Raw genomic sequence first — 21,491 nt, forward strand, 5'->3', positions numbered from 1 at the left:
GTGCATTGATGGAAGCATGCGCTACGGCGATGGTGGTGGGGTCGGACGGCAGGGGCGTGCGCGGCGTGAGCAGGTTCGTCTTCGGGCGGCGCGGATGTTCGCTGATGGGATGAGCGGTGCGCAGGTCGCTGCGGCGTTGGAGGTGTCGACGAAGTCGGCGTATGCGTGGCGGCGGGCCTGGCTGCGTGGTGGTGAGCACGCTCTCGCGTCGAGGGGCGCGCCGGGTCCTGACCCGGTGCTGTCGGCGGAGTTGGTGGCCAAGTTGGTCCGCAAGCTCGACGAGGGCCCGGCCGCGGCGGGTTGGGACGTCGACCAACGCTGGACCTTGGCCAGGGTCCGCACGCTGATCGGCCGGATGTTCCACATCACGGTCAGCATCGCTACCGTGGCGGAGATCCTGCACCGTGCCGGGTTCACGCCGCAGCAGCCGGTGCAGCGCGCCGCTGAACGCGATGAAGCGGCGATCGAGCACTGGCGGCGTCATCAGTGGCCCGCGGTAAAAGGGTCGCGCGCAGGCTGGGCGCGTGGATCTGCTTCATCGACGAGTCAGGTCTGACCCTTCGACCAGCCCGGGCCCGGACCTGGGCCCCGCGAGGGCAGACACCTGTCGTGAAGGTCGCCGGCCGCGGCGGACGCCGGGTCTCGGTGGCCGGGATCGTCGCCTACCGCGCCGGCCGGCAGCCGCGGATCATCTACCGCACGATGCTGCACCGCGGCCGCAAAGGCGAACCGAAAGGCTTCACCGAGCAGCATTTCGCCGCTTTGCTCGACGCCGCGCACCAGCACCTGGACGGCCCGATCATCGTCGTCTGGGACGGGCTACCCGCCCACAAGTCCGCGAAGATGCGCGCCCTGATCGCTGCCCGGCCCTGGCTGCGCGTCTACCAGCTTCCCGGCTACGCCCCCGAACTCAACCCGGTCGAGAACCTGTGGTCCAGCCTCAAACGCAGCATGGCCAACCTCGCCGCCGGCACCATCCATGACCTGCTCCGCACCGCGAAGCACCGACTCAAGGCCATGCAGTACCGGCCCACCCTCGCCCACGGCTTCCTCACCACCAGCGGCCTGAAACCACCCTGACCCTGACTCCAGAAGGTCAGTAGCACCGTCCGGGCGTGCTGCTCGTTGTAGATCAGGACCCGGTCCATGCACTCGGCTCTGACACTGCGCACGAAGCGCTCCGCGAACGCGTTTGCCCGAGGTGTGCGCGGAGGGATCTTCACGACGTCGATGCCTTCGGCTGCGAACACGGCGTCGAAGGATGCGGTGAACTTGGCGTCGCGGTCGCGGATCAGGAACCGGAACTGTGGCACACGGTCTCCGAGGTCCAGCGCCAGGTTGCGGGCTTGCTGCGTGGTCCACGCCGCGGTCGGGTGGGCGGTGACACCGAGAATGTGCACCCGCCGGGTCGCAACCTCCAGGACGAACAACACATACAACCGCCGCAGCGCGATGGTGTCGATATGGAAGAAGTCGGTCGCCAGCAGCCCGGACGCCTGAGCGCGCAGGAACGTTCGCCACCTGGTGTCGATCTCACGCGGGGCAGGCCCGACCCTCGGTCGGGGGAGGATGCGGCGGATGGTGCCGGCGCCGACCCGGTGGCCGAGCCCGACGAGCTCATCTTGGATGCGTTGATGCCCCCAGCCGGGGTTCTCCCTGGCCAGGCGCAGAACCAGGTCACGGATCTCGTCGCTGATCGGTGGCCGTCCCTGCTGGTTCGGATAGGTCCAATGTCGGCGAACCAGCCGGCGGTGCCAGGCCAGCAGGGTCGCCGGGGTGACGATCCGGTGTTGCCACAGTTCTCGCGGCAATGCCCGGACCAGCGCGGACAACACCGCACGTTCCGGCCACGACAGCTGCGGCCGGCCGATCTGGCGTCGCAGTACAGCAACCTCGTGGCGCAGCACCAGCAGCTCCGCGACCATCACGGACTCGCTCCGTGTAGCCTGCGGCAGCCAGCCGAACACCCGCACCGCGCTCAAGTACAGCAACCGAACGAACACCCCCGCCATCCTGCACCAGGGTCGCGAACAGCCGTGGTCTGCGGGACGAGGGACGGACTCGGACAGGGCTCGCCGCGCAGGCTGCGGAAGGGACGAGACAGCTCATCGACGCATGAGAGGTCTCCGATGCCAGCTCCGTCGATGCTCGAGCGTCTGTATGAGCCCGGATCTGATCGAGAGTGCTGGGCACGGCTCTCCTTCGCGTCTGCTGAGGCTCGGGCAGGGCCGCCCGGTGCAGCCCAGTCTGTCCCCCGTGCGAGCTAGCTGCGAATGTCCACCGTGCGGTGACTACAGCGAGCCGCTGGATCCATACCGTTTGGGGTAGCCCGCAGCGCTCCCGCCGCGGATTCTCACATAGGAGTCATCGTGCGTCTGGTATGGCAGCTCTTGGCGGTTGCCGCGGTATGGATCCTCGGCAATCTGGGCACGGCTGCGGTGAAGGACAACCCCTGGCTGGCGCTCGTCGCCGGTCTGCTGACGGCCGTCGTCGGGGTCCTGGTCTACGGCTGGGTGGTGCGGCGAACCGAGCACCGGGCCCCCGTCGAGGTGTCGCTGAAGGGAGCAGGTTCCGGGATCAGCTGGGGCACGCTGCTCGGCGTCGCGCTGTTCGGGGCAGTCATCGCGAACATCGCCTTCTTCGGTGACTACACGATCAACGGCCTGGGCACGCCGGCGAACGCCGTCGCCCTGCTCGGCATCATGGCGGGTGCCGCCGTGACCGAGGAACTGGTCTTCCGCGGTGTCCTGTTCCGCAACATCGAGCGCTGGACCGGAACCTGGATCGCGCTCGCGCTGACCGGCTCCCTGTTCGGCCTGATCCACCTGGCCAACGCGAACGCAACCCTGTTGGGTGCCGTCGCTATCGCCATCGAGGCAGGCGGGATGCTGACCGCCGCGTACATCGCCACCCGCAAGCTGTGGCTGCCGATCGGTCTGCACTTCGGCTGGAACATCGCCGCGAGCGCCATCTTCAGCACCGAGGTGTCCGGCAGCAACACCGCGCAGGGCCTGCTGGACGCGACACTGTCGGGTCCCGCGCTGGTCACGGGCGGCGACTTCGGACCGGAGGCCAGTGTCTACGCGGTGGTGTTCGGCGTGCTGGCCACCGGCGTGTTCATGTGGCTGGCCTACCGGCGTGGTCACGTGGTCCCCGTCCGTCGCGCGGCCCGGGCGGACGTGGCCGCTAGGCTCGCCAGGTGATCGAACTCCGGCGGGTCCTGGACCGGTGGCGTCAGATCGACGTCACGGTCCGAGACCTGCCGCTCGCATTGCTGCTGGCGGTCGCATCGTTCGTGCCGGCGTACCACGGGCTGGGGACGGAGGTCGGCGCGCTGCCGACCCGTCCCTTCGACGCGCTGGCCGTCGTCGCGATCGTTCTCCAGTGCTTCCCGCTCGCCGTTCGCCGGCGGTGGCCGTCCGCCTGCCTCGTCTTGGTGTTCCTCGGCTTCGCCCTCGATCAGCTCCGGGGTTACCACACGCTCGCGGGCGCCGGGCTCGTTATCGCGTTGCTGAGCGCGGGTGCCTACCTGGAACGTCGTCGCCGCACGGTCGCGATCCTCCTCTCGGGTGCCTACGTGGTGCTGGCGGTCGTGCTCGATCTGGTCGGCGGGGCCGAGCGGGCGGACGGGTACCTGACGTTCTACCTGGCGTTGGTCCTCGTGTGGGCCGCCGGCTCCTGGCTGCGCTCCACCCGGGCCGCCGAGACCGAACGGCGCCTCCGGGTCGCCGAGGAGACCCGCACTGCCGAACGCGTCCGCATAGCCCGCGAGCTGCACGACGTGGTGACCCACCACGTGACGGCGATGGTCGTGCAGACGGAGGCCGCCCGGTACCTGACGGGCGCACCCGACCGTCTCGAGGAGACGCTGAACGCCGTCACCGACACGGGCCGGCGGGCGATCGGCGACCTCCGGAACCTCCTGGACCTGCTCGACCCGGGCCACGACGTCGCCGCCCGGACGCCGTCCCTCCGGGAGTTGCACACGCTCGTCGAGCAGACCCGCCGGGCCGGGCAGCTGGTGGAGCTCACCGAGGATGGCACCCCGTCGGAGTCGGCCGGGAGCGCCGAGCTGGTCGCCTACCGCGTGGTGCAGGAGGCCCTGACCAACGCCCTCAAGCATGCACACGGCAGCTCGACGGCGGTCGGCGTGCGCTACGACGAACGGGAGATCACCGTGGAGATCAGCACTGCCGGGACCGGACCTGAGCAGGCCCTCGGCGGGGCCCGCCCTCGCTCACCCGGCGGGAGCGGCCGGGGGCTCGTCGGGCTCCGCGAACGGGTGAACGCCCTGGGCGGCGAGTTCGACGCGGACCGCGAGGCCGACGGCAGATTCGTCGTCCGGGCGCGCATCCCTACCGGGAGCCGGGCATGAGTGCGCCGATCCGGGTCCTGGTGTGCGACGACCAGGCGCTGATCCGCACCGGGTTCACGACGATCATCAACGCCCAGCCCGACCTCGAGGTGGTCGGCGAGAGCGGGGACGGGCGGGCTGCCGTCGACCTCGCCGGCCGGCTGAACCCGGACGTCGTGGTGATGGACGTCCGGATGCCGGTGCTCGATGGCATCGAGGCGACCCGCCTGCTCGCCGGCGTCGGGGTCGCGCACCCGGTCAAGGTGCTCGTGGTGACGACGTTCAACCTCGACGAGTACGTCTACGAGGCGCTGCGCGCGGGAGCCAGCGGGTTCCTGCTCAAGGACGCCCCGGCGGCGCAGCTGCTGCACGGCATCCGCACGGTCGCGAGCGGGGCCGCGCTACTGGCTCCCGAGGTGACCCGGAAGCTCGTCGGCAGGTACGCGGCGCGGATCCGCCCCGCCGAGAGCGCGGCCGCCGACACCGCGCTGACGCCGCGCGAGCTCGAGGTGCTGCGGCTCATCGCCAACGGCCTGTCGAACAGTGAGATCGCCGCGACGCTGGTGATCAGCCACGAGACCGTCAAGACGTACGTGTCGCGCATCCTGGCCAAGCTCGGCCTGCGGGACCGCGTGCAGGCGGTGATCCACGCCTACCGCAACGGTCTGGTGACCTGAGGGGCGATGATGATGCGGTGCCGTCGTGGTCGGGGTTCGGCTGGCGGCTGGACCCGGGTGCGTAGCCAGCCGGCCAGGATCGTTGCCAGGTTGTCGGCGTCCAGGCGGGTCAGCAGCCGCCACATGGTCGTGGTTGCCGGGATTCTGCGGATGAACCCGAGCCGGGCTCGGGCGATGTCGTCGAGGTCGTGGAGCCAGTCGGCGATCGCGGTGAATGACGACGCGCCGGCCATGACCGCACACACCGCGGCCGTCAGCAGCCCAGCCAAGGGGTAGCGCACGCCGCGGGCGGTGCGGGGGTCCGGGACCGCGGATAACGCGTGCAAGAGCCCGCCTTGTTCACCGTCGGTTACAGCACGCGGGGTCGTGTTGGTGGGGGTGGTGACTGCGGACAGTACCGAGATCGGGCATGCTGACATCGCGGGTGAGGTCCTCAAGGTGTCTGGGAGCGTCGAGAACTCCATGACCACCTATGGGGCCCCGCCTCCATAGAGGCCACCCAAGGCTCTGGGCGGTGGCGCCACGGCCGGGCCATTCGGTGCCGCCCCGGCCGGCGAGATCGTCATCCTCGCGGTGCTGTTCGACAGCGCCGTGCCGGCCGTCCGCGAGTTGGGGACGCGCTGGCCGGTAAAATCATCGTCGACATCACCAACCCCTTCAATGCCACGGGCACCGGGCTGGCCGTCCCTCACGACACTTCCATCGCGCAAAGGGTGGCCGAGGCCGCGCCCGCGAGTGCGCATGTCGTGAAGGCGTTCAACACCCTTTTCCGCCACGTCCTGGTCCAAGGCGGCCGGTGGACGTGGTCTTGGCCGGCGACGATGCGCAGGTCAAGGCGAGCGTGTCAGCGTTCATCGAGAGCCTCGGACTGCGCCCGCGGGACACCGGCGACCTGAGCATGGCCCACTGGGTAGAGGGAGCGGGCGTGTTGACGATGGGCTTGGCCCGCTACGGCGTGGGGAACTTCGACTTCTCCCTCGGCGTCAACAACCTCGAAGGAGCATCACGATGACCTCCTCTGCGCGCGAGACCTCGATAGAGCAGACGTCGACCTGACGGCCGCTTCGTCTCGGAGGCGCGCCACTGTGCGGTGATGGGCGTGGCTCGGCCTGGTCGCCCAGGCGGTCTTCGTCGCGAGCTGGCTCGTCGCGGCGTCCTGGCAGGGACCGCACTACAGCGCCGTCGACCACAGCATCAGCGACATGTACGCAGTCACTGCGCCACATGGAGTGTTCCTGGTGGTGGTCCTGATGTTGTCCAGCGCCGCCATGATGGGCTTCGCATTGCGTTCGGTGTGGTCGGAGCTGCGTACCGGCGGCTGGAGGGCAGCGACGGGTTCCGTCCTGCTTGCCCTGTCCGTCGTCGGGCTCGGCGACCTGCTCTCTCTCCCGCCGAGAGGCTGGCCTGCCGGATGGCCGACCCGGGATGCACCGCCACGCAACAGCTGTCCAACACGGGCGGACAGCTTGACAACGCCATCAGCTCGATCGGCCTCCTGCTACTCGTGATCGCCGCATTCTTCCTGGCCGCCGCGATGCGCCGCACATACGGCTGGGAGGGCTGGGTGCGCCCGACGCGCTGGACGGCAGTCCTGATCACCGCTTTCGCGGTGGCCAGCGTGCTGACGCAGGAGGCGGGCTACGCCGGCCTGTTCGAGCGCCTGGTCGCCGCCACGGGCGCCGCCACGCTCGCGGTGCTCGCGGTCGGGATCCTCCGACGGACCCGAGGCACGTCCTGACGGCCGTCGTACGAACACGGCGGACGCGTTCACATCCCTACGATCCGCGAGCATTCGGGGCCTAGTTGCGGGAAGCCTCTTCAGCAGCGCATGCGCTAAATAGGCCGCGCCTGTTGCGGGTCGTATCGCGACTTGCCGCTTCCCATCCGTGTTCGATCAGGCTGAAGATCTGGTCCAGCGAGCCGGGGCCGAGGTTCTGCGCAAGCAGTACGGCCTCCAAGGAGAAATGGACGATCGCGGCGCAGGCGGCGTCACCGTCGGGGGCTCTGATCTCCGCAGCGATTGCCGAGGCGACGGCCGCTTCGTGTCGGGCCCATGCCCGTCGCGGTGTTCGCAACGTGGTCACCGACACATCCGCGGCGTCCGCAACTTCCTTGACGCCGACCTGGTCGAAGCCTCGCTCCAGAAACAGCTCCAGCGCCGCATCGGCCAGCGCCTTCCGAGTGGCGCCTTTTGTACTCGCGGCGCCCGACCGTAAGGCGGTTATCGGGTGAGCCAGCGGTCCAGTTCGGCGAGGATGTTCTCGATCTGCGGGCGGAGCGCGTCGGCTATCTCGGCCGGGGTCTGACCTTCGCGGGCGCGGCGGCCCGATTCGCTGATGATGATCTGGAACACGCCGGCCAGCGCGATGCCCTGCAGGCGGGCGATGTCCGGGGTGATCGGGCTCGTGTCGCCGATGGCGGCGGCGAGCGCGGTGGCCTGACGGTCGGTCAGCTCCAGGGCCAGTCGGTTGACCGTGGGGCTGATGACCGCCAGGTAGCCGAGCGTGCCGCGGGCGATCTCCGGCTGCGTGTCGCGGATGGCCGACACGGTCTGCAGGACGAAATCGCGGATGGCGGCGGCCGGGCTGGTCCCCGCCGGCCGGGAGCGGATCAGGTCGTCCAGCTGCTGCTGTATCTGCTCTTCGCGGTCGGTGACCAGCTGTTCCTTCGTCGGGAAGTAGTTGTAGAGCGTCTGCTCCGCCACCTCGGCCGCGCGCGCGATCTCGCTGACCGTCACCCGCTCGTAGCCCCGCTCGGCGAACAGCCGGGCCGCGGTATCGGCGATGAGACGGCGGGTGCGCGCCTTCTTCAGCTCACGAAGTCCGGGTTTGGCCACCCCGAGAGTGTATCAAGCCACATTTTTGTGGTGGACAACAATTTTGTGGCAGACTCCATGCACGGTGCGGTCCAGAGATCGAGCTGATCTCCGCCTTCCGAATTCAGCCAGGCAGAGCGACCCCAGGGTCGAGAGCGGAGCACATGATGAGGGCAGCCCGTTTCAGCCAGTTCGGGGGTCCAGAGGTCCTCGAGATCGTGGATCTTCCGGAGCCGCATCCGGGGCCGAGGCAGGTCCGGATCGCGGTGCGCGCCGCCGGGGTCAGCCTGAGTGACTGGACGAAGCGCAAGGGCCTGATGGATCCGGAGCTCCCGCAGACCCTGGGCTACGAGGCGGCCGGGGTCGTCGACGAACTCGGCGAGGGCGTCACGGACGCGACCATCGGCGATCGCGTGTTCGGCGTCTGCGGCGACGGCGCGGCCCAGGCCGAGTTGGCGGTGTTGTCGGCCTATGCGCCAATCCCCCCGTCGCTCGACTTCCCGGCCGCCGCTGCGCTGCCTGCCGCCATTGAGACGGCCATGCGTGCGCTCGACCAACTCGGCGTCGCCAGCGGCAGCACGCTGCTGATCAACGGCGCGTCCGGCAGCGTCGGCAGCGCGGCGGTTCAGTTCGCCGTGGCGCGTGGTGCGCGCGTGATCGGCACCGCCGGCGCGGCCAACCACGACTACCTGCGCTCGCTGGGAGCCGAGCCCGTCACCTACGGCGAGGGCCTCACCGGGCGGGTACGGGAGCTCGCCCCCAAGGGCGTCGACCTCGCACTCGACGTCGCCGGCAGCGGCATCCTGCCCGAACTCATCGAACTCGCCGGGGGCGCGGAGCACGTCCTGACGGTCGCGGACTTCGAGGGCGCGCAGAAGTACGCAGTGACGTTCAGCCGGGGCGACTCCGGCCGCGCGCTGCACGCGCTCGCCGAAATCGGCGAGCTGATCGAGTCCGGGCGCTTCGAGCCCCCAGTTGTGCGGACCTTCCTGCTCGCCGAGATCGCCGAGGCGCACCGCGTCGGCGAGCAGGGCCACGGGCGGGGAAAACTCGTTCTGCTGATCGGCTGAGACTCCTCACACCACCACTCCCTCCGTATCCCTCCGTAAGGAGCGCTCATGACTGCTCAGCCTCACGACGACGTACTCGAACAACCAGCGATCGGTGCGCCCCAGTCGTTGCGGGCGGCGTGGGTGGCTCTGGCTGGGCTGTCCGCGGTGTTTCTCTTCGAGATGCTGGACAACTCGATCTTGAACGTCGCGTTGCCGACAATCGGCCGAGAGTTGCACGCTTCGACCACCGGGTTGCAGTGGGTGACGGGCGCGTACGCGGTCGTATTCGGCGGGCTGATGCTGGCGTTCGGCGCGATCGCCGACCGGTTCGGCCGACGACGGATCATGCTCATCGGCCTGATCCTGCTCGGCGCCGCGAGCCTGGCGACCGCTCTGGTCACCACCGCGGAGCAGCTCATCGCCGTGCGCGCGGCCATGGGGGTCGCGGCGGCAATGACGACCCCGGGTTCGATGGCCCTGGCCTTCCGCCTCTTCTCCGAAGACGGTCTGCGCGTCCGTGCGATGACCCTCATCTCGACCGTCGGTCTGATCGGGCTCGCGATAGGCCCGACAGTGGGCGGCTTCGTCCTCGCGATCGCGCCGTGGCAGGTCCTGCTGCTGGTGAACGTGCCGATCGCGGTACTCGCGATCATCGGCGTGCGCAAAGGCATCGCCGCGGACGTTGCCGCCGAATTGCACCGCGACCCCGTGGATGTTCCCGGAGCGGTGCTGGGCACCGTGACGATCGTTCTCGCGCTCGTTGTTCCGACACTGTTCGTGAACGAAGGCTCCGGCTCGTGGGCGCCGTGGACGGCCACCGCCGCGGCCGTCGCGGGCGCGACTCTTTTCGTCCTGCGTGAGCGCTCGGCGCGTTACCCACTCCTCGATCTCAAGCTCGTTGCTCGCCCGCTGGTGTCGAGCGGCCTGGCCTACAAAACCGCGTCCGGATTGGCGGTCGCCGGTATGGGTTACATGGTCACGTTGCAGCTGCAGCTCGACTGGGGGTGGTCGCCCGCACACGCGGCCACCGGCATGCTGCCGCAGGTCGTCGTCCTCGTCGCGGGTGGCGCGTTCGTCAATCCGTTCGTGCAACGGGTCGGTTTGGACCGGGCCGCCTGGATCAGTGCCGCGGCGGTCGTGGTCGGGCTCGCCGCCTACGCCGTGCTGGGACGCTTCGGATACCTGTGGATCGCGATCGCGCTCGTCCTCGTGGCCGCTGGGATTCGCGTGAACGGCGTTGTCGCCGGGACGAACGTGCTGCGCGGTCTGCCGGAGAACCGGACGTCGATCGGCGCGGCGCTCGTCGACACTGCTTCGGAGGTGGCCACCGGCGTCGGCGTCGCCGTTACCGGTACCATCCTCGCGGCGATCTTCACCGGCGACATCGCCACATCGAACTGGAGCACGCAGCAGACCATGCAGTTCCGCGACGCAGTCTCGGTCGCGGGCCTCACACTCACCGTCGTGGCCGCAACGCTGGTCGCCTGGGGGACCGTCCGCACGCGACGCGCCGCAGACAGCCAGACAAGCACGCCGAACGCCGACGTCATCGGCGGGTAGACAGGACTCATCGAGGGAGAAGAACCGCTCTGCCGGTCTTCGCCGGGATCGCCGTGCACGACGCGTGGGCGCCGTATCACCGCCAGCCGGGCCTCGACCGCGGCGACGTCCGGGGAGTGCCGCGAACCCAGGCCGCGGGTCAGCCGGGCCAGGCCGTCGCCGGCCGGCACGCTGCCACCGGTTGCCCTCACCACCAACCCACCACACACGCCGCAATGTGCTCGGCGCCCATGTCGGATCCGTCGCTCGTTTGGGTGACGTCTGCCTGCCTGTATTGCGCTCACCCTGGATGCCAGGACGGGTGAGGAGAAGGGCACGGCCATGGCGAACACAGGTGTGATCTTCAAACGATGCGGGTGCGGTAACGACGCCGGGCGTCGGCTGGAACGCTCGTGTCCCCGCCTCACGGAACGCGGACACGGCAGTTGGTACTTTCACTGCTCCGTCACGAACCTCCTCGGCCGTCCGGAAACGCGCCCGCCGGGGTGGCTACCCGTCGCAGGCAGCTGCCCGCCGGGGCCCGGGACGAGTGGCTGGCCACTGCCGGCGAGGACCGCACCGCCCGGTCGTGGACGGTGGAGCGATGGCTGCGGTACTGGCTCGCCAGCCACACCAGCATCCGGCCGACCACGAAGCTGCACTACACCCGCGACGTCGAACGCGTCCTCATCTCCACCTCGGCCGGCTGTGCCTGGCCGACCTCGACGCCCGACGGCTCCGCGCCGTCTTTGCCGAGATCGCCCGGACCACGAACAACCAAGGGCCAGCCGCAGTCCGCCTCCGCTATGCAGCACCTACGCACCATGCTGCGGGCCGCGCTCAACCTCGCCGTCCGCGAAGGCGTCATCGCCGCGAACCCGGCCCGGCACATCGAGGTCCCCGCCTACCGCAACCCGACGCGAAGGTATGGACCGATGGCCGGGTCGAGGAGTGGGAACGCACCGGCGAACGACCTTCGGTGGCGGTGTGGACCGCCGACCAACTCGCCACCTTCCTCAAACACGGTCACCGACGACGCCTTGTTCGCGCTCTGGTGGCTGACCGCGCTGCGTGGCCTGCGCCGCGGTGAGGCATGCGGACTGCGCTGGTTCGAGCTCGACCTCGAGCACGGCGTGCTGTTCGTGATCCGCAACCGCACCACCGCCGGCTACCAGGTCGTTGAAGGCGAGCCGAAGACCGCCGCCGGACGGCGGCCCGTCGCCCTGGACCGGCACACCGTGAAAACATAGGGGCATCAGCGCCAGCCGATAGGATCAGCGACAGGACAACCCGGGACTTTATGATCGCCGATACGCCCATTCGGTCAGAAGGCGATCCCGGTCGGCTAGTTTCAACGAGCCGCGTTGACCTGTTAGGAGTCAGGTGCTTACGTATAGTGGCCAAGATGGAACCGCTCCATATGCGCTGTCATTTCGAATAGGCACGCGCGCATAGCTGTGGAGGTAGACGTGGGTCTTTTTCGCCAGAAGCCGAAGGCTCCGCCACTGACTGATGCTTTGGTCAAGGAGCTCCTCCGTAGGGCCACAGTAGACATGGACTACGGAGCGGTGCTTCAACTGCACCGCATCTACGCCAACCAGGCGCCGCCGGGTGAACTTTGGACATGGTGGTTGGACCAGGTCGAGGTCCTGATGAGGTCGGGTGACCGGAGTCTAGCCACGACCGCCATCGACTTCGCCAGTAAAGCCAACATCGAGCCGTGGGGTTCATTGACCGGTGGCCACTACTCCCGGATGCGCTTCATCGAAGCGCTCTAACTACAGCGGCCAACGCTGGATGCGTGCACCTCGAATCCACCGCATCGCGACAGGGCCACCGCAGAAGCGCGCATTGTAGACGTATTCGACCAACAGGCTCAAGGGTGCGTCGTACAGGCAGTCGACGGGAGAGGTGACCATGAAATTGGCTCTGCCGCTCGGACGTCAGTCTATCCCCGGGCGAGGTCGATCAACGCGCCAGAAGATCACGACGTCCCCGAAGGTAACGCTGCCTGATGCAAACTATCCGGAGCCTGATCGTGGTCCGTCACACCGAGAATTCTCCGAATCGTCCCTGTACTCAGCGGTGTGGTCTCGCGAAGCCGGCCATTAGTCACTGGCACGGCGCCGGGATCCTGGGCCACCGTCCAGGAATAGCGGATGAGCCTCGGCGCGCACGGAGGCCTGACGGCTGTGTTCATCAACCACAACAGCTCCTACCTCAGAAGCGGTGGTCGCGTTGATCACGCCAATCAGGTCGCCCGGATCCTTCGCCGGTCGCAAATTTGCCCGGAGTGCGTTTCTCGCCGCGCTGTGGGCTTTGATTCTTGGCGCAGCGGCGGCCACGTTCGTGACGACGCGAACGAGGTACCTGCCCGGGCAGTACGCGGCCGGGGTTGGTGCCGTGGCTGCCTCCGGCGTCGTCATGTACTCGACCATGCTGATGGTCATCTTTTTGCGTGGCTACCGGCCACGGCGGTGGATGCAACATGCGATAGCCCTGGCACTCGGCGCCGGCGTCGGTGTGTTGCTCTATCCGGATCTTGCGTCCGGCCCATTGCCGGCGCTGCCGGCGAGCGTCGTGCTGTCGGCCGGTGCGTATGTTGTGGCGCTGCCCCGGGTCCGCCACGACGCCGCGTCCTCGTTGTCGACGATGTCTCGACCATTGATGAACCCGGCGGACGCACGGCAAATGCTGAAGGCGGCGGAACGGGCGCTCCGGCAGCGGCTGTCCCCGGAAGCACGCCGAACGGCGGAGGTGAACGCCGCCAGAGCCCGGCTCGCGCTGTCGGCCGCGCTCGGATCCTCCGCCGAGCTTGTGGCTGCTACGGACGGGTTGCAGGCGGTTCTCGCCGATGGTCCGGTCGACCCGTTGCTTGGTCTTAGCGCAGCGGAGGAACTCGTGACCGCGATAAGGATCAAAGTTGACAAGTTCGGTGACCTGGCCGGATTTGAGGAGGCGCTACGGGCATTGACGTTGGCTGCGGCCCGGATACCGGATGGTACGGATGCGCCGGCACGCGTCGACCGGGACACAGCGGAGTACCGTCTCGTGCTCGCAGAGCGGGCGACGACGAAGCGGCAGGCTGACGCGCACACCGATGCTGCGATCACGCTGCTCCGTCGGGCCGTTGCCGTGACCGTGCCACGCAGCCGCTCGCTTCATCCTGTGCTGCTAGCCCGACTCGGGCACAGCATCGCCCTACGCAACCGGTGGCCAGGTGATCTCGACCACGGAATCAGCCGTTGTCAGGAGGCTCAACGGCTGGCTGGGCCGCTGTTGTCGCGCCGGGCGCCGGCCGACCTGGCTCTCGCGCGGTTGCTTGTCCGTCGCGCCGGCCTACCTGGGCCGACGGCTGACCAGGACCTTGCCCATGCGCTCGCATTGGGCCGGCGGATCGCCCGGCATGGCCCGCCGTCGTTGCGTGCGGAGGCGTGGGAGACGATGGCCGAGGCACTCACCACGCGTGGGAAGGCTGCCAGCGGCCGGACGGATCTGACCGAAACATGTGCCGCCTGGCGCACTGCCGCGCATCATTCGACGCACGCCTCGGTGTCGGCCATGTTGCGGGTCGGCCGACGGTGGGTCGACTGGGCAGTCCAGGTCGCCGATGCCTCGTCGGCGGCCGAGGCGTATCACCACGTGATGTCGCTGATTCCGCGGGTCGTCGCGGCGCGCTACCTTCCCTCGGAGCGTGATCGTCTGCTCCGGGGCGTGCAGAGCACGGTAGAAGAGGCCGGGTACTGGTTGACGCAGGCGGGGCGCCGTCGCGACGCGGTCGTCGCCATCGAACTCGGTCGAGCGGTGTCGATCACGGATGTACTCTTGCGGGACCGTGACGACCTCGCTGACGTCGCGAAACTGCCGGGCGGTGTCGAGCTTCTCGACCGGTATTCACGTGCGGTGACAGCCCTGCGCGAGGCCGAGCGGGCCGGCCATGGCACATCCGCGGCCACCGCGGCGGCCCGGCAGCGGGCCCGAGCCGAGTACGAACAGGTGCTGGGACAGATCGACCGGCTCGCCGGTACGCGATTCGCAGACGCCCCGGCTACCTACCCGGAAATCGGAGCTGCCGCGGCGGCCGGCCCAATCGTCTATCTGGCTGCGGCCGACCGGATGGGCTACGCCCTGATCGTGACTGGTGAGGCCGATCCAGACTTTTGCTTGCTGCCGGGGCTGACCCGCCCGCGTGCCGCGATGGCGGTGGACCGCTTTCTGGCCGGCACTGACCGGCAGTCGGTATGCCGGACGTTGCGCTGGCTGTGGAAGAACGGCATCTCCGATCTGGTCGGGCAGCTGCCGGCGGGTGCCGTTGTCACCGTGATTCCGGTAGGTGTGCTGGGCCTGCTGCCGGTACATGCCGCAGGCGGCCCTGCCGAACCCACGCAGGCACCCCAGAACTGGTCCTTCGTCAGCGACTCGGTGATCGTCCGGTACGCGCCCAATGCGCGGTCCCTTTCCACGGTCCTCAAACGCGCTGCCGCGTTGGACCGACAGGATCTCCGGTTGCTGGCGGCCGCCGCGTCGGCCGGTGACCCCCGACGACCCCTGCCCTACGCGGACGCCGAGGCCAGAGCTGCTGCTGGACGCTGGGCCGCGGCAAGGGCAAGGGCGACACCGCTCCCAGACGCGACGTACCAGGCTCTACTGTCGGCCCTACCGGCACACCAGGTGTGGCACTTCGCGTGTCACTGCGAGGCATACCCGGATCGGATCCTCGACAGTGCACTTCTCGTTGACGGGGGTCGGCTCACCCTGCGGCAACTGCTCCGGCTACCCGACCGGCCGGGCCGGCTGGCATTTCTGTCCGCCTGCCACAGCCACCGGCCCAGTCGCGACCTGCCGGACGAGTCAATGGGTTTGCCCGGTGGACTCCTCCAGGTCGGGATGACCGGGGTCGTGGCATCCCACTGGAGTGTCGGCGACGAGTCGTCGGTCTTCCTCTCGTCCCGGTTCTACGACCTGTGGCGGGGACGAGGGCTGGCGCCCGTGAATGCACTTGCCACAGCCCAACGGTGGTTGCGTACGGCCACGTACGCCGACCTCGATGCGTACTTGCCGGGCACGCTCGACCCGCGCGGAGGACTGCCCGCCCGTGACTCGCCGGAATGGACCAAGTCCAGACCGTTCGACCACCCGCACGACTGGGCACCGCTCGCCCTGACCGGTGCATGAGAGAACTCACTAGGAGTGGAACTACATGGCTGACAGGCTGACTGTCGAACTTCCGGTCTCGGCATCCCCGGATCTAGCAGCGTTTGTCACCACCCAGACGGGTGTCCACACACGGGTGGTAGGCGCAACACGAGGATCAGATGTAGCCGTGGTGTGTGCGGTACTCGCAGGCGCACTCGTCCCGTTGCTCAACGGTATGCTCCAGCAATTCGGTACCGAGTCCGCTAACCGGCTCGTGGCCGTCGTAGATCGTCTCCGCAGAGAAGCCAGTTCCGGATCCCAAGGCGATCCGGTGGAGATCCGACTCGTCGACGAGGCGAGCGACGTCACCGTCGTAATCGACCAGAGGGTTGATTCCCGAGCTGTCGAGGCATTGCTCAAGATCCAAATGGACGCGTACGGGCCAGATACTGAGCTGTGCTGGGACGACCGCGCCCGTCACTGGACAGCCAGCCGCCCGACATGACAGGGCGGACAACGGCGGCACTCGTCTTCAATGGGCCGTTCCAAACCGCATTCTGGTGTGATCGCGTTCGGTCCATTGTGGACGACGTAACATGTCGAAACATCCGAAATCTGGCACGCGAAGTCAACCCGATCAAGGCTGTGACCAGCATCTGACTTGTCGGGCTCGTAAATTCGGTTCGGTGGCTGTGACGTGCGACTTTGTGCGAGGTTCGCCCAACGATGGCGAGGACGATCCAGGACATGGCGGCCTCGCTGGTGTACCTGCTCCTGCGTCAGCTCCTGCAGATGCTGACCCAACTCGCCCGAGACGGCGGCGCGAAGGACGTCGAACTGCTGGTCTTGCGGCATCAGGTGGCGGTGCTGCGCCGACAGGTGCACCGACCCGATCTCCAGCCCGCTGACCGGGTGGTGTTGGCGGCGTTGTCACGGCTGCTGCCCCGGCAACGCTGGGCGACGTTCTTCGTCACCCCCGCGACCCTGCTGCGCTGGCACCAGCAGTTGATTGCCCGACAATGGACCTACCCACACGCGCGACCCGGCCGGCCACCCGTCGACCGGGAGATCCGCGAGCTGGTGCTCCGCCTGGCAGCGGAGAACCGGACCTGGGGCCATCGACGAGTGCAGGGCGAGCTGACCGGTCTGGGCTACCAGATCGCGGCCAGCACCGTCTGGAAGATCCTGCATCACGCCGGCGTCGACCCAGCACCACGCCGAGCCGGACCGACCTGGCGACAGTTCCTCACCGCCCAGGCCCACACGATCCTCGCCTGCGACTTCTTCACGGTCGACACCGTGCTCCTGAAGCGGATCTACGTGCTGTTCTTCATCGAGTTGGCCACCCGCCAGGTCCACATCATCGGAGTCACCGCGCACCCGACCGGTGCCTGGGTGGCGCAGCAGGCCAGGAATCTGCTCATGAATCTCGACCAACGGGCCGACGGGCTCCGGTTCCTGCTCCGCGATCGCGACACGAAGTTCACCACGGCCTTCGACACGGTCTTCACCGCCGCGGGTATCGACGTAATTCGAACACCGCCACAGGCTCCGATGGCGAACGCTTTCGCGGAGCGCTGGGTCGGCACCGTACGGCGGGAGTGCACCGACCGGATGCTCATCGCCGGCGAACGGCACCTGGCGAGCGTCTTGACCGAGTACACCGAGCATTACAACGGCCGCCGACCACACCGATCACTCGGCCAGCGACCACCGAACCCGCCGCCGCAGGTCGTTGACCTCACCGTCGCCCGGGTCCAACGACGCCCGATCCTCGGCGGGCTGATCAACGAATACACGCAGGCCGCGTAGCCCAAACCCGATTTACGAGCCCCACACGATGGTCGATGGCGGCGACCGGCTCGGTGTGCTGGCAGTGCAGACGACTGCCCCGTTGAGCGCGGCGGTCGTTGAGGAGCTGCGGGAACTGGCGGCCGTGCTGGCGGAGATCTTGGTAGTGCGGCAACGGTCCAGTGACGCGTTGGAGCGGACCCGGCGGCGGTTGCCGATGCAGATCGCGGCCGAGATCATCTGGAATCTGCTGCCGCCGTTGACGTTCGCGACCGGCGACGCGGCCGTGTCGGGGATCCTGGAGCCGTGTTACGACGTCGGTGGCGATGCGTTCGACTACACGCTCAACGGTGACGTGTTGCATGTCGCCGTGTTCGACGCTGTCGGGCACGGTATCGCGGCCAGCGCGTTGACCGCGCTGGCGATCGCTGCGTACCGCAACGCCCGGCGCTGCGGCCTGGACCTGGTCGACACGTACCGCTCGGTGGACAAGTGGGTCCACGCGCAGCATCCCGACGACTACGTCACCGCTGTCCTCGGTGAGCTCGACGTCCGGACCGGCGTCTACCGCAGGATCAGCGCCGGACATCCGGAGGAGTTGCTGCTGCGGGATGCCCGGCTGGTGAAGGCGTTGGCCGGGCCGACGGCGTTGCCGCTCGGGCTGGGGTACCTCGGCGACCCGCTGCCCGACGTCGCGGAGGAGATGCTGGAGCCCGGTGACGCGCTGCTGGTCTACACCGATGGTGTGGTGGAGGCCCGCACCGTGACCGGGGATTTCTTCGGTGTGGAGCGACTCACCGAGTTCGTCACCAGAGCCCTGGCCGACAAGATGCCGGCGCCGGAGACCATGCGCCGGATGATCCGGGAGGTGCTGACCTATCAGCAGCACGAGCAGTTGCCGGACGACGCGACCGCGGTGCTCGTGGAATGGCGTCCATCATTGCGCTACGGCGCCGCGCTGGACTGAACCCGCTCCTGTCGACCACATGGGTGGCGTGTCAGTCGGGAGATGATCGTCGACGGCACCGATCGTGACGGCACCTTCCTGGACGTCGGATGCGCCAACGGTCTGCTCATGGAGTCGGTGCACCAGTGGGCCGCCGGGCGGGGCCTGCACGTCGAGCCGTACGGCGTTGACCTTGGCCCTCGGTCTGGTCGCGGCGGGGCAGGCCCGGCTGCCGCACTGGGCTGACCGGATCGCCGTCGGCAATGCCATCAGCTATGTGCCGGCTGACCGGCGCCGGTTCGCGTTCGTCCACGTCATCGTCGACCTCGTCCCGGCCGACCGACTTGCGGACCTGCTGCACCACGCCCTCGGAACGCTCGTCGAGCCGGGCGGCCGACTCCTTGTCAGCCGACACGCGCCGGCCGGCGGCACCGACCGCACCACCGCCGGCGACATCACGCAGCGGTTGGGGTTCCCGGTGGCAGACGAGTCCCGTGCGGGAACGAATGGAGAAGCGGCGTCGACAGCCTGGATCACCCGACAGCCCATATGAAGGTCCCGGTTCGATCTGTTGTCGGGCGTCCTGCTGTCCGGTACGCACGGCGGGCGCCGCGGCGGTGATAGGGCCTACGCACGCCATGCCAGCGATCGCAATGTGTTCCGTACGTGATCGGACGTTCAGCAATTGACAGGCACGCAAGGCCGTATTCCGGCACGTGCCCCGGAGCCGGGCGCTTCCCGAGTCGTGCCATGTCCGCCGCAAGCCGCGGACCAGCCGATACGTAAACCCATCCATCTGGACGGAGGGGTTGCCAAACGGCACGTTCGTGTGAGAAGGTCAGAGTGGTGGGGACTGCGGAAAGCATCTGACTACGGATCAGAAGGTTAGGGGTTCGAGTCCCTTCGGGCGCGCAACATTAAGAGGCGGTTGACCTGCGGAAACGTAGATCAGCCGCCTCTCTCGTTTCGTCCACTGTGGACTCGAAGTGTTCTGAAAGTGATCGGCTATTTCGGAAGGGTCCAGACCGGTTCGTGCTGGCCGGCGCGGTTCTGTGCCGCCTGGTCCACCGTTCCGAAAAGGGATCCGGCGGGTGACGGTCGGTGGGCGGCATCTGACTGGTTGTAGATTTCGGCGACTGTTGAAGACCCAACAGGGTGGCGGCAGACCGGGGTCGATCTCGGTGCCCGGGCCTGTGTCAGGTTGGGGCCGAGTGCCGGCCGGTTGTCGCCCGGCGGTGGCGCCGCGGCTCAGCTACGCCGCCCGGTGTCCAGCGGCGGAGCCGGTGCACTCATCTGCTTGATATGCGCGCACCTGACCTCATGCTGCTCGTAGTGGCTGCGGCAGCGGCAGAGAGGGCTGCCGAGCTGACTACGTCTTGGTCGCCTGCCCTCTGCTGCCGTTGACTGAGCGATTCCGATGCGACTGTAACAACAGGCCCCCGGCACGTCAGTCCTGCGCCTCCATCGCGCCTTTGAAGGCGAACAGGCTCCGCCGGGTGGGTCGACCGGGCGCCATTTCCGTAGACGTGCTCATGATCGACCGAACGGACGATCCGGCGATGCGTGTTCGGTCAGCTGGTCGGACACGTATCGCCGGACGCTTCAGATGGTGCTGACCAGGCCGCCGTCGATGATGACGTCCGTGCCGGTGATATTGCCCGCGGTCTCGGCGGCGAGCAGCAGCACCACCTGCGCGACCTCGTCGGCGCGGGTGAAGCGGCCCGTCGCGGTGCCGGCAACGGCGGCCGCCCGCACGGCCGCTGGGTCGACGCCCCCGGCCCGGGCGAGCGTGTCGGCCACGCCGCCTGGGCCCAGCCAGAGCTCGGTCTCGACCGGTCCCGGGCTCACCGTGTTGACCCGGACGCCTGACGGGCCGAGCTCCTTCGACAGCGACTTGCACAAGCTACGCAGCGCTGCCTTGGCCGCGCTGTAGTCGATGACGCCGGGATCGGGCAGGGTCGCGTTCACCGAGCAGACGGTCACGATGGCCGACGGAGCGCCGGCCAGCAGGTGGGGCAACGCGGCCCGGGTGGCTCGGACGGCCGAGAACACGTTGGCCTCGAGCGCCTGCTGCCAGTCCTCGTCGGTGACCGAAAGGAAGCCGCCGGTGCGCGGGTGGACGGCGCCGACGTTGTTGACGAGGAGATCGACACCGCCGAAGCGGGTCACGGCCGCGTCCACGATCGCGGCGCAGCCGGCCGTGGTGGTCAGGTCGGCGAGGACAACGAGGGCATCGGCCTCCTCGACCGTGGCGGTGAGTTCGGCCGAGGCGTGCCGGGCGCCCGCCGCGACGCGGGCGCCCTCCTGCAACAGCGCACGGGTCACGGCCAGGCCGATGCCCTTGCTGGCGCCGGTGACCACGGCCCGGCGGCCGGCCAGACCCAGGTTCACAGGGAGTGTTCCTTCAGCCAGGTCAGGCACGTGTCGGCGACCTCGCGCCAGCTGGCGTCGATGGTCAGCGAGTGGGCCTTGTCCGGGAAGGTCAGGATGTCGGTGACGGCCTCGGAGTGGCGGTACTGCTTCAGGGTCGAGCGGGTCACCGACTCCGGGACGGTGTGGTCCTTGCCGCTGGCGATGAGCAGGAGCGGGCCCCGGTTCTGGTTCTCGGTGGCGACCTTGGCCGGGGAGTGCGGGTTGAAGTTCGCGGTGGCCGCCTCGAAGAGGGGCTTACCCGGCGCCGGAATCGTCCAGCGCGCGTGCAACTCGTCGGACTCCTGCTCCGACACCGTGTTGGCGAACGCGAAGCGGAACTGTTGCGGGGTCAGCGACACCGCCCGGTGCACGTTGGCCGGGTTCTTGAAGACCGGCAGCGTCGCCCGCAGCGCTGACAGCGGTACCGGCAGCACGCCCTTGATCTGCGCGGCGTCGATGGCGATGGCGGCCCGGGCGCGGTCCTGGCCCAGCAGCTTCTGGGCGATCATGCCGCCGAACGAGTGCCCGATCAGGATCGGGGCTGACGGCAGCTGCTCGATGATGGCAGCGAAATGCGCCACGACATCGTCGATACCGTGATCGCCGATCGCCTCGGGGTTCGCGCGGGACGCCTCGACGGTCTCGCCGTCGCCGGGCCAGCCAGGGGCCTGCGGGTCATAGCCGTTGGCACGGAACAGGTCGGTCCACGGATCCCAGGACGAGGCATGCAGCCAGAGGCCATGGATGAAAAGCACGGGCGTGGTCACGG

The 21,491-nt window shown here is 68.4% G+C and carries 20 protein-coding genes and 2 pseudogenes; 15 read left to right on the forward strand and 7 right to left on the reverse strand.

From position 1 onward, the window contains the following. Nucleotides 1-16: 16 nt before the first annotated feature. The 5 genes from OHA72_RS56060 to OHA72_RS56080 all read left to right on the forward strand — a co-directional run bounded on the left by OHA72_RS56060 (nucleotide 17) and on the right by OHA72_RS56080 (nucleotide 5,031). On the forward strand, nucleotides 17-556 hold the full coding sequence (locus tag OHA72_RS56060; RefSeq protein ID WP_327004281.1) for a winged helix-turn-helix domain-containing protein: 540 nt from the start codon (nucleotides 17-19) through the stop codon (nucleotides 554-556). Further along, a complete protein-coding gene (locus OHA72_RS56065; protein ID WP_327004282.1) occupies nucleotides 487-1,080 on the forward strand; it encodes an IS630 family transposase in 594 nt (197 codons plus the stop codon). The genes OHA72_RS56060 and OHA72_RS56065 overlap by 70 nt, the downstream gene beginning before the upstream one ends. Before the next feature lie 1,289 nt (nucleotides 1,081-2,369). Then, a complete protein-coding gene (locus tag OHA72_RS56070) occupies nucleotides 2,370-3,203 on the forward strand; it encodes a CPBP family intramembrane glutamic endopeptidase (protein ID WP_327004283.1) in 834 nt (277 codons plus the stop codon). Then, nucleotides 3,200-4,375, forward strand: coding sequence for a sensor histidine kinase (locus OHA72_RS56075; RefSeq protein ID WP_327004284.1), 1,176 nt, complete (start codon nucleotides 3,200-3,202; stop codon nucleotides 4,373-4,375). The genes OHA72_RS56070 and OHA72_RS56075 overlap by 4 nt, the downstream gene beginning before the upstream one ends. Continuing rightward, nucleotides 4,372-5,031, forward strand: a complete 660-nt coding sequence (locus OHA72_RS56080) for a response regulator (protein WP_327004285.1) — start codon at nucleotides 4,372-4,374, stop codon at nucleotides 5,029-5,031. The genes OHA72_RS56075 and OHA72_RS56080 overlap by 4 nt, the downstream gene beginning before the upstream one ends. Here OHA72_RS56080 and OHA72_RS56085 read toward each other — a convergent pair. Beyond that, nucleotides 5,007-5,357 (reverse strand): transposase family protein, encoded by a 351-nt coding sequence (locus OHA72_RS56085; RefSeq protein WP_327004286.1) that lies wholly within the window; start codon nucleotides 5,355-5,357, stop codon nucleotides 5,007-5,009. The genes OHA72_RS56080 and OHA72_RS56085 overlap by 25 nt on opposite strands. Before the next feature lie 470 nt (nucleotides 5,358-5,827). Here OHA72_RS56085 and OHA72_RS56090 point away from each other — a divergent pair, with 470 nt between their 5' ends. Both OHA72_RS56090 and OHA72_RS56095 read left to right on the forward strand, forming a co-directional pair. Then, nucleotides 5,828-6,043: a hypothetical protein gene (locus OHA72_RS56090; RefSeq protein WP_327004287.1), complete on the forward strand. Its 216-nt coding sequence runs from the start codon at nucleotides 5,828-5,830 to the stop codon at nucleotides 6,041-6,043. A gap of 399 nt (nucleotides 6,044-6,442) precedes the next feature. Next, the gene (locus tag OHA72_RS56095) at nucleotides 6,443-6,769 is read left to right on the forward strand and encodes a DUF998 domain-containing protein (RefSeq protein ID WP_327004288.1); all 327 of its coding nucleotides are present in this window, start codon (nucleotides 6,443-6,445) and stop codon (nucleotides 6,767-6,769) included. Between the two features lie 61 nt (nucleotides 6,770-6,830). On the opposite strand, the gene OHA72_RS56100 is transcribed toward OHA72_RS56095, so the two are convergent. The 3 genes and pseudogenes from OHA72_RS56100 to OHA72_RS56105 all read right to left on the reverse strand — a co-directional run bounded on the left by OHA72_RS56100 (nucleotide 6,831) and on the right by OHA72_RS56105 (nucleotide 7,867). Further along, on the reverse strand, nucleotides 6,831-7,115 hold the full coding sequence (locus OHA72_RS56100; protein ID WP_327004289.1) for a hypothetical protein: 285 nt from the start codon (nucleotides 7,113-7,115) through the stop codon (nucleotides 6,831-6,833). 30 nt (nucleotides 7,116-7,145) lie between these two features. Continuing rightward, a pseudogene (locus tag OHA72_RS65360) lies at nucleotides 7,146-7,268 on the reverse strand (hypothetical protein); the annotation flags it as partial. After that, the gene (locus OHA72_RS56105; protein WP_327004290.1) at nucleotides 7,253-7,867 is read right to left on the reverse strand and encodes a TetR/AcrR family transcriptional regulator; all 615 of its coding nucleotides are present in this window, start codon (nucleotides 7,865-7,867) and stop codon (nucleotides 7,253-7,255) included. The gene OHA72_RS56105 and the pseudogene OHA72_RS65360, both read right to left, overlap by 16 nt. Before the next feature lie 146 nt (nucleotides 7,868-8,013). Between OHA72_RS56105 and OHA72_RS56110 the strand changes: the two genes are divergently transcribed. The 5 genes and pseudogenes from OHA72_RS56110 (at nucleotide 8,014) to OHA72_RS56130 (ending at nucleotide 15,612) form a co-directional block, all read left to right on the forward strand. Beyond that, nucleotides 8,014-8,916, forward strand: coding sequence for an NADP-dependent oxidoreductase (locus OHA72_RS56110; RefSeq protein ID WP_442788441.1), 903 nt, complete (start codon nucleotides 8,014-8,016; stop codon nucleotides 8,914-8,916). A 48-nt stretch (nucleotides 8,917-8,964) separates the two neighbouring features. Then, entirely contained in the window at nucleotides 8,965-10,458 is a 1,494-nt protein-coding gene (locus OHA72_RS56115) for an MFS transporter (protein WP_327004292.1), read from the forward strand. Nucleotides 10,459-10,779: 321 nt separating this feature from the next. Then, nucleotides 10,780-11,678: pseudogene (locus OHA72_RS56120) on the forward strand (site-specific integrase); the annotation flags it as partial. Between the two features lie 312 nt (nucleotides 11,679-11,990). Next, the gene (locus OHA72_RS56125) at nucleotides 11,991-12,215 is read left to right on the forward strand and encodes a hypothetical protein (protein ID WP_327004293.1); all 225 of its coding nucleotides are present in this window, start codon (nucleotides 11,991-11,993) and stop codon (nucleotides 12,213-12,215) included. A gap of 451 nt (nucleotides 12,216-12,666) precedes the next feature. Then, a complete protein-coding gene (locus OHA72_RS56130) occupies nucleotides 12,667-15,612 on the forward strand; it encodes a CHAT domain-containing protein (protein WP_327004294.1) in 2,946 nt (981 codons plus the stop codon). A 136-nt stretch (nucleotides 15,613-15,748) separates the two neighbouring features. On the opposite strand, the gene OHA72_RS56135 is transcribed toward OHA72_RS56130, so the two are convergent. Then, nucleotides 15,749-16,054 (reverse strand): hypothetical protein, encoded by a 306-nt coding sequence (locus OHA72_RS56135; RefSeq protein ID WP_327004295.1) that lies wholly within the window; start codon nucleotides 16,052-16,054, stop codon nucleotides 15,749-15,751. 245 nt (nucleotides 16,055-16,299) lie between these two features. Between OHA72_RS56135 and OHA72_RS56140 the strand changes: the two genes are divergently transcribed. From OHA72_RS56140 to OHA72_RS56150, 3 genes are all read left to right on the forward strand, one after another. Beyond that, nucleotides 16,300-17,385 (forward strand): integrase core domain-containing protein, encoded by a 1,086-nt coding sequence (locus tag OHA72_RS56140; protein WP_327004296.1) that lies wholly within the window; start codon nucleotides 16,300-16,302, stop codon nucleotides 17,383-17,385. Between the two features lie 64 nt (nucleotides 17,386-17,449). Next, nucleotides 17,450-18,331 (forward strand): PP2C family protein-serine/threonine phosphatase, encoded by an 882-nt coding sequence (locus tag OHA72_RS56145; RefSeq protein WP_327004298.1) that lies wholly within the window; start codon nucleotides 17,450-17,452, stop codon nucleotides 18,329-18,331. Nucleotides 18,332-18,503: 172 nt separating this feature from the next. Continuing rightward, on the forward strand, nucleotides 18,504-18,863 hold the full coding sequence (locus tag OHA72_RS56150; protein ID WP_327004299.1) for a hypothetical protein: 360 nt from the start codon (nucleotides 18,504-18,506) through the stop codon (nucleotides 18,861-18,863). A gap of 1,049 nt (nucleotides 18,864-19,912) precedes the next feature. Here the strand turns inward: OHA72_RS56150 and OHA72_RS56155 are convergent. Both OHA72_RS56155 and OHA72_RS56160 read right to left on the reverse strand, forming a co-directional pair. After that, nucleotides 19,913-20,701, reverse strand: a complete 789-nt coding sequence (locus OHA72_RS56155; protein WP_327004300.1) for an SDR family oxidoreductase — start codon at nucleotides 20,699-20,701, stop codon at nucleotides 19,913-19,915. Next, nucleotides 20,698-21,489: an alpha/beta hydrolase gene (locus OHA72_RS56160; protein ID WP_327004301.1), complete on the reverse strand. Its 792-nt coding sequence runs from the start codon at nucleotides 21,487-21,489 to the stop codon at nucleotides 20,698-20,700. Before OHA72_RS56160 ends, OHA72_RS56155 begins: the two co-directional genes overlap by 4 nt. Between the last annotated feature and the right edge of the window lie 2 nt (nucleotides 21,490-21,491).

It is taken from the genome of Dactylosporangium sp. NBC_01737, assembly GCF_035963215.1.
Lineage (GTDB): Bacteria > Actinomycetota > Actinomycetes > Mycobacteriales > Micromonosporaceae > Dactylosporangium.